The 7,626-nt window shown below is 69.4% G+C and carries 8 protein-coding genes; 6 read left to right on the forward strand and 2 right to left on the reverse strand.

The annotated features are described in order from the left end of the window. The 6 genes from U9977_RS13520 to U9977_RS13545 all read left to right on the forward strand — a co-directional run. The coding region (locus tag U9977_RS13520) for an AMP-binding enzyme (protein ID WP_322749600.1) at nt 1-601 on the forward strand (601 nt) is incomplete at its 5' end. Between the two features lie 88 nt (nt 602-689). Continuing rightward, nucleotides 690-1,553, forward strand: a complete 864-nt coding sequence (locus tag U9977_RS13525) for a methyltransferase domain-containing protein (protein WP_322749601.1) — start codon at nt 690-692, stop codon at nt 1,551-1,553. A gap of 303 nt (nt 1,554-1,856) precedes the next feature. Next, nucleotides 1,857-3,758 carry a molecular chaperone DnaK gene (gene dnaK, locus U9977_RS13530; RefSeq protein ID WP_322749602.1) on the forward strand — a complete coding sequence of 634 codons (1,902 nt, stop codon included), beginning with the start codon at nt 1,857-1,859 and terminating at the stop codon, nt 3,756-3,758. Beyond that, on the forward strand, nt 3,755-4,306 hold the full coding sequence (locus tag U9977_RS13535; protein WP_322749603.1) for a nucleotide exchange factor GrpE: 552 nt from the start codon (nt 3,755-3,757) through the stop codon (nt 4,304-4,306). Before dnaK ends, U9977_RS13535 begins: the two co-directional genes overlap by 4 nt. 5 nt (nt 4,307-4,311) lie before the next feature. Continuing rightward, on the forward strand, nt 4,312-5,325 hold the full coding sequence (locus U9977_RS13540; protein ID WP_322749604.1) for a J domain-containing protein: 1,014 nt from the start codon (nt 4,312-4,314) through the stop codon (nt 5,323-5,325). Between the two features lie 2 nt (nt 5,326-5,327). Continuing rightward, the gene (locus U9977_RS13545; RefSeq protein WP_322749605.1) at nt 5,328-5,687 is read left to right on the forward strand and encodes a chaperone modulator CbpM; all 360 of its coding nucleotides are present in this window, start codon (nt 5,328-5,330) and stop codon (nt 5,685-5,687) included. A 40-nt stretch (nt 5,688-5,727) separates the two neighbouring features. Here U9977_RS13545 and U9977_RS13550 read toward each other — a convergent pair whose 3' ends face one another. Beyond that, nucleotides 5,728-6,504 carry an alpha/beta hydrolase gene (locus U9977_RS13550; protein ID WP_322749606.1) on the reverse strand — a complete coding sequence of 259 codons (777 nt, stop codon included), beginning with the start codon at nt 6,502-6,504 and terminating at the stop codon, nt 5,728-5,730. Nucleotides 6,505-6,645: 141 nt separating this feature from the next. Further along, a partial coding sequence (locus U9977_RS13555; RefSeq protein WP_322749607.1) for a helix-turn-helix transcriptional regulator occupies nt 6,646-7,626 on the reverse strand: 981 nt, incomplete at its 5' end.

The following is a 7,626-nucleotide window of genomic DNA, read 5'->3' on the forward strand; positions in this document are numbered from 1 at the left end:
CCTGCCACCGGACGAACATGTCGTCGGTGGCCCGCGTATGAAGGCCGCGGGCCGCCCGTGTCCAGGCATCGACCTTAAGATTGTCGACGACAGAAGAAGACCTCTGTCGGTCCACACCGTCGGTGAGATCTGCATCCGAACGCCTGCACGCATGCTCGAGTACTGGGGCCTACCAGATGCCACAGCGGATACGCTCGTCGACGGCTGGATTCACACCGGGGACGCCGGATACCTGGACGAGGACGGCTTTCTGTTCATCTGCGACCGGATAAATGACACCATCATCGTCGCTGGCGAGAATATTTACCCGGCGGAGATAGAAAACGCTCTGGCCGGTCACACCGGCGTATTTGAGGCGGCGGTCGTCGGGATACCCGACGACCGCTGGGGCGAAGCCGTCCACGCGTTTGTCGTGCCACAGCCAGGCCAACACGTGAGTCCACGCGAGCTCATGCTCTTCCTCAAGGGAACCATCGCGGATTTCAAGATCCCCACCAGTTACGCCCTCATCGACCAGCTACCACGAAACCCGAGCGGAAAAGTTCTTCGTCGCATACTACGCGACCAGTTCTGGCAGCACCGGGAACGCAAGATCAACTAGCCAGCCAAAAGGCGTGCGATCATGATTCTCCTCGCACGCCCGGCGACCCCGGAAAACCTGGTCCGCCAACAGAGAGGTCACCACGGCCATGAATGGGCGAACACCTGCAATAACCGGCACCGAGCCCCTGCGGACCAGCTATGTTCTCGACAACGCATGGCATGCCGAGCGGGAACGGCTCGGTAGCATCACAGAGCTCTACGACGCCGGTACCCTGGAACTGAGTAAGAGACTCGGGCTGACAACGGGCTGGCGCTGCCTGGACCTCGGTGCCGGGACCGGCAGCATTGTGGAACTGTACGCCGACCGTGTCGGTCCAACCGGCGAGGTACTCGCCATCGACGCCGACACCCGCTTCCTCGACCCGCTCGACGGCGGCAACATCTCGGTCCGCCGCTCCGACGTCACCGTGGACCCACTCCCCGCGGACCACTTCGATCTCGTCCACGCCCGCCTGCTGCTTGAAAGCGTCCGCACCCGGGACGACGTGTTGCGGGCGATGACCACGGCCGTCCGACCGGGTGGATGGGTGCTGGTAGAGGATCTCGACTGGTCCACCGCGTCCGTCATCGACCCACCCGCCGAGGTACATCAGCGGGTCGTCAGGGCCTGCGAAACGTTCTTCAGCAACCGTTCCTACGACCCGTACTACGGTCGGAAACTGCCCCGCGCGTTCCAGGCCGCGGGCCTCGTCGACATCGGCACCCAGGCTGTCTCGATCCAGGTCCAGTCGGACCCGGAGCATGGCCTCCGGACGTGGGAACTCCTCGTCGATCAGCTCGGCCCAGGCATGCTCGCCGACGGGCTGGTGACTCAGGCGGACATTGACGCCTTCCACCAGCTCTGGCACGACGGCACCACCGTCTGCTTCGGGCCGCTGCTGGTCAGCACCTGGGGTCGTAGACCCGTCCTCGACGACGTGGCCAGACCAGACCGCGACCCGACCGGGTGATCAACGTCCTGGCAGCATCCTGGCAGCTGGAATGCCAGAGCGGATTTTCGGGTGGGACGGGTGCATGCCGGACGCGCCGGGTAGGCCTGGAGTCACCAGGCACCTCCGGACACCGTGCAGGCACCTGGGCAAGGAGGTGACGAGGCGGAACAGCCGGTTGGCGCGGTTGCGCGTGTGCCCCGCCAACACGACACAAAGGGCGCCGCCGTCCGGCTCCCCACGGACGGTGGTCCTGGTGACGAGACGTTGACGGTGACGAGACGTGGACGGACGCCGCCACGGCGGTCGTCGGAGGAACTACCCATGGCCAAAGCTGTCGGAATCGACCTCGGAACGACCAACTCAGTGATCGCCGCCTGGGAGGGCGGTGAACCCACGGTCATTGCGAACGCCGAGGGTGCGCGCACGACCCCGTCCGTGGTCGCGTTCACCGAACCCGGTGAACGCCTGGTCGGCCAGCTGGCGCGACGGCAGGCGATCCTGAATCCCAAGGGCACGATCTACTCGGCCAAACGTTTCATCGGCCGCCGCCACGACGAGGTGGCAAGCGAGGCGACGGCGGTCGCGTTGGACGTCGTGCCCGGCCCCGACGGACTCGCCCGTTTCACGGTCCGGGGGAAGCTGTCCGCCCCCGAAGAGATCAGCGCGATGATACTGCGCAAGCTCGCTGACGACGCCGGGAAGTTCCTGGGCGAGAAGGTCACCGAGGCGGTCATCACCGTCCCGGCCTACTTCAACGACGCCCAACGCACCGCGACCCGGGACGCGGGAAAGATCGCCGGACTCGGCGTGCTGAGAATCATCAACGAGCCGACCGCGGCGGCGCTGGCCTACGGGCTGGACAAACGTCAGCACGAGACCGTGATGGTGTTCGACCTCGGTGGCGGCACCTTCGACGTGAGCATCCTCGATGTCGGAGACGGTGTGGTCGAGGTGCGTTCGACCGCCGGGGACACCCATCTGGGCGGCGACGACTTCGACCGCAGGCTGGTCGACCACCTTGCGGACGACTTCCGACGCGAGCAGGGCATCGACCTGCGCGACGACCCGCAGGCGCTGCAACGGCTGTTCGAGGCCGCGGAGAAGGCGAAGGTGGAGCTCAGCTCGGTGACCCAGACGCAGGTCAACCTTCCGTTCGTCACCGCGGACGCCGCCGGCCCGCGGCACCTGACCGCCACGATCATGCGGTCGACCTTCGAGCAGATCACCGCGGACCTCCTCGGTCGGTGTCTCGGGCCGGTCCGCCAGGCCATGGATGACGCGAAGGTGACCGGTGACGACCTCGACGAGGTCATCCTGGTCGGCGGCGCGACCCGGATGCCGGCCGTGCAGTCCCTGGTGCGCAGGTTGACCGGCGGCAAGGAACCGAACATGAGCGTCAACCCGGACGAGGTCGTGGCCCTGGGCGCCGCGATCCAGGCCGGGGTACTCAAGGGCGAGGTCACCGATGTGCTGCTGCTCGACGTGACACCGCTGTCGTTGGGGGTCGAGACCCGTGGCGGCGTCCTGACGAAGATCGTCGATCGGAACACGACGATCCCGGCGCGGCGCGCGGAGGTGTTCTCGACCGCGGAGGACAACCAGTCCGCGGTCGACGTCGTCGTGCTCCAGGGCGAACGGGAACGCGCGGCCGACAACCGGGTGCTCGGCCGTTTCCAACTGCACAACATCCGGCCGGCGCCACGGGGCGAACCGCAGGTCGAGGTCACCTTGGATGTCGACGCCAACGGCATCCTCAACGTCACCGCCCGCGACAAGGACACCGGTGGCCAGCAGGGCATCACCATCACCGAGAGCTCCAATCTGGACCGCGGCGAGATCGATCGGATGATGGCTGAGGCCGATCGCAACCGCGCGCAGGACCAGGCGCTGCGCCAGGCGGTGGACGCCCGCAACGAGCTCGACGCCGTCGCCTACCAGGTCGAACGCCGGCTGGGAGAGCTCGGGGACACCGCCGCCGAACACGAGCGGGCACGGGCGGAGATGCTGGTCGGCCAGGCGCGTGAAGCTGTCAGGCAGGACGCACCGCCCGACCGGGTCCGGCCGCTTACATCCGAACTTCAGCAGGTCTATCACGGCCTGATGGCCGCCGGGACCCGACCCGACGGGCAGGCGGGCGCCACCGGCGGCTCGGCTGGTGGTCCGGCAGGCGGCGAGGACGTCATCGACGCGGACTTCGACCGAAGCGAGCCTGAGCGCTCATGACCTCCACCGACCCGCCTGCGCACGCCTGCGACAGTCCGGGTGACCATCCGGCGCGAGACGATGACCGGTCTGCGCTGGACGACAACCGGTCGGCGTTGGACGACCGGGAGGACCATCTGCTCCGGGCACTGGCCGATCTGGACAACATGCGCAAGCGGTATGCAGGCGAGCTGCGTCGGGAGCAGGCGGCCGAACGCAGCACCGCGACGGCCGCCTGGCTGCCGGTGCTCGACAACCTCGAACGCGCGCTGGCCCACGCCGACGCCGACCCGAACGTGATCGTGGCGGGGGTGCGGGCCGTGCGCGATCAGGCCGTGGAGGTACTGGACCGGCTCGGTTACCCACGCCGCGACGAGGTGGGGGTGCCCTTCGACCCGGCCCGGCACGAGGTGGTGGCCGTCGTCGAGAACACCGGCGCGCCGCCGGGAACGGTCCTGGAGGTGGTGCGTCCCGGCTACGGCGATGCCGAGCGGCAGCTGCGGCCGGAGGCCGTCGCCGTCAGTGGACGGCAGGAGGCCGTCGCCGTCAGTGGACGGCAGCAGGACTGACAGCCATGGCACGCGACTACTACGAGGTGCTCGGCGTGCCACGCGGTGCAGGCGCCGAGGAACTCCAACAGGCCTATCGCAAGCTCGCGCGCACCTACCATCCGGACGTGAACGCCGATCCGGCCGCCGAGGAGCGGTTCAAGGTGGTCAACGAGGCCTACAGCGTGTTGTCCGACCCGGGTACCCGGGCGCGCTACGACCGCTTCGGGCCGGACTTCCGCCAGATCCCGGCGGACTTTGACGAGCGGGCAGCCGCGGCGGGCTTCGGCCGAGGTCCACAGGGCCGAGGCGCGCGAGCCGGCGCCGGCCGCGGGCGGACCCGACGGGGTGGTGAGGCAGCCGCCGGGCAGGGCTTCGATGGCGGTGGGGGCTTCAGCGGGGGCGTCGGTGGCGACGGCGACGGGTTCGGGTTCGGGATCGGGATCGGGATCGACTTCGAGGATTTCGTCGGTGACCTGTTCGGCGCCCACGGCGCGGCCGGCCCCATCCCCGGAGCCGATCAGGAGGCTGAACTGGAACTGACCGTGGAGGAGGCGTTCCAGGGTGGCCGGCGGCGCGTCACCCTTGCCGGGCCGACCGGACCGCGCAGCTACCAGGTCACGATTCCCCCCGGCGTGGTCGACGGACAGCGAATCCGGCTCGCCGGGCAGGGTGGGCAGGGCAGGGCTGGCGGCCGGGCCGGCGACCTGTACCTGGCGGTGCGGATCGCGCCGCATCCCCGCTACCGGCTCTCCGGCCGGGACATCCACGTCGAGTTGCCGGTGACGCCGTGGGAGGCCGCGCTCGGTGCGAGCGTCGCGGTCACGACCCCACGTGGCGAGGCGAAGGTCCGGGTCGTTGCGGGTTCGTCCTGCGGGCGCCGGCTGCGCCTGCGGGGCGAGGGGATGCCCAACCCCAACGGGGGCACCGGCGACCTGTACGCCGAGGTCCGGGTGATGGTCCCCCCGACCCTCACCCCTGCTGAACGCCAGCTGTTCGAGCAACTCGCCGCGGAGTCGACCTTCACCCCGAGGACGTGACCATGAACGCCCACCCGCGGCCGGAGCGCCGGCCGGCAGCGCCCGAAACCGTTCGGGTGGGCTACCCGCTCGCCCGGCGCTCCCAGCGACTGACCGTGGACGCGCTCGCGCGGCGAGCCGGCCTGCACCCGGACCTGGTCCGCCGGTTCGTCGCGCTGAGTCTGCTGGACGCGACGCGTGACGCCCGTGGGCAGCTGTGGTTCACCACGGACGCGCTGGTCACGCTCGGTCGCATCCAACGGCTGCGGGCCGGCCTTTCGCTGAACTACGCGGCCGTCGGCCTCGTGCTGGACCTGCTCGACCGGGTCGAGACGCTCGAGCGCGAACTGCGCGGCCATCCGCCGACGTCCCGTCCGGGTTGACCAGGTACCAGACGCGTCCGCCGCCGGTGGCCGGTTGTTCCTATGGTCGCGGGTCGGTGTGCGCCACGAAGCCGGCCAGGATGCGGTTCACCGCCTCGGGGTTGGCAAGCATGATCAAGTGCCCGCAGCCGCGGACCTCGGCCGTCTCCAGCTGCGGGCACAGTTCACGCAGCCGCTCGGTGTCGGCGGGGAAGCTGCCGGCTATGTACAGCAGTGGGCAGGTGATCTTGGCCAGGGCGTCCTCGGACGGGTAGGCGATGAAGTGCCGCCAGGTCGAGACCAGCACGTGCCGGGGGGTGGCGGTGACCTCGGCGATCGTCTGCTCCCGCACATCGTCGGAGGTACCCGGCGCGAACACCAACTCGTCGGCGAAGCCGCGGATCGCCGCCAGCCAGTGCTCGGACTCAAGGCCGGTGAGGAACTGGCGGGCGGCCTCGTCGAATCCCGGGCCGGCGAGAGTCGGACCGTCAAGAACGCACAACCCTCGGACGAACTCGGGGTAGCGGCTGGCGAAATCGAAGGCGATCCGGTCGAAGCTGTGCTGGACGACGATCGCGCGGTCGAGTCCCAGTTCGCGACATACGGCGGCCAGGTCGTCGGCCGCGCCTTCGACGGTGTAGTCCTGTTCGGGTTTGTCGGACTCACCGTGGCCGCGCCGGTCGAGCGCTACCACTCGGTGGCTGGTGGCGAAGTGCGCTACCTGCGGCGCGAAGTTGGTCCGGTTCCCGCCCCAGCCGTGGACGAACAGAATCGGCGGCGCACCAGCCCCGCTGTCGTCGTAGGCGATACCGGCTCCGTTGATCTCCATGGTTGCCATCGGTCTCCCTTTCGTCTTTCGAAACACCGTTTCGTCTTTCGAAACACCGTCGGGATGACCTTAGGAAGGCGTGCGCTTATCAAGCGTCGACAATTGTCGTCATCTTCGGTTCGAACCGCTGCGGCCGGCTGCTACCGAGAACTATGTAGTCCGGTTGGTCGGTTTGGCGCTCAGGCCGTGTGCGATGGCGAACGCGGTGGCCTCGGCCCGGTTTCGGGCGCCGATCTTCGTGTAGATGTTCGCGACGTGGCGGTTGACCGTGAGCAGCGACAGGACGAGATCGGCCGCGATCTCCTTGCTCGTCCGTCCGGCCGCGAGCAGTCCGAGTACCTCGACCTCGCGCGGAGTCAGCCCGGCGGGGCGGGGCCGCGTCGAGGTGTCGTCGCCCCGGCCGGTACGCCGGCCGGCGCCCACCCTTGCCTGGTGGTCCGCCGAGCGTGCCCATGCGGCCCAGCCGGGCATGGCGCGCCGGTCCAGCGCGCGTAGAGCCGTGTCGAGAGCCATCGGGTCGGCCCGGACGATCGCGTCGTCGACGTCGACGAGTGCGCGGACGGCGTGGCCGCCACCGGCGGTCGTGGCATGCCGTGCCACCGCAAACTGCTCGGCCGCGCCGATCCGGTCGCCCAGCAGCGCGGCGACGCGGCCAGCGCCATGTTCGGTGGATCCCATCGGGCCGGGCGGACCACCGCTGGTCCGGTGCCGGTCCAGCGCGGGGACCAGCCAGCCGGCCGCTTCAGGGTCGCCCAGTTCCCAGGCCGTGGCAACGCCGAACCAGAGCGTCCCCGCGACGGCATGATCATGCGGGGACAGCTGGACGAGCAGGCCGGCGACGTCGCGCAGCCGCGCCCGGGCCGCGTCACCCTCACCGGCGAATGCATGGCAGAGCGCCGCCAACGCGACGAACACGTTCGCGAAGGGCGCCTTGGCGGCCAGCGGGCCTCGCAGCCAGTCCCCCAGCCGCGCTCCCAGGCCGGACCAGTCGGCGTCGCGGGCGAGGTATCCCAGAATCACCGAGTGGGACACGGTCCCGAGCAGATGGCGCCGGTGGCCGGACCACAACCCCTCGACCAGTCCGAATGCCCGCTCCAGGTGACCGTGCGCGGCGGCGACGTCACCTGCGGC

The sequence above is a fragment of the Protofrankia sp. Cas8 genome (assembly GCF_963555845.1).
Classification (GTDB): Bacteria; Actinomycetota; Actinomycetes; order Frankiales; family Frankiaceae; genus Protofrankia.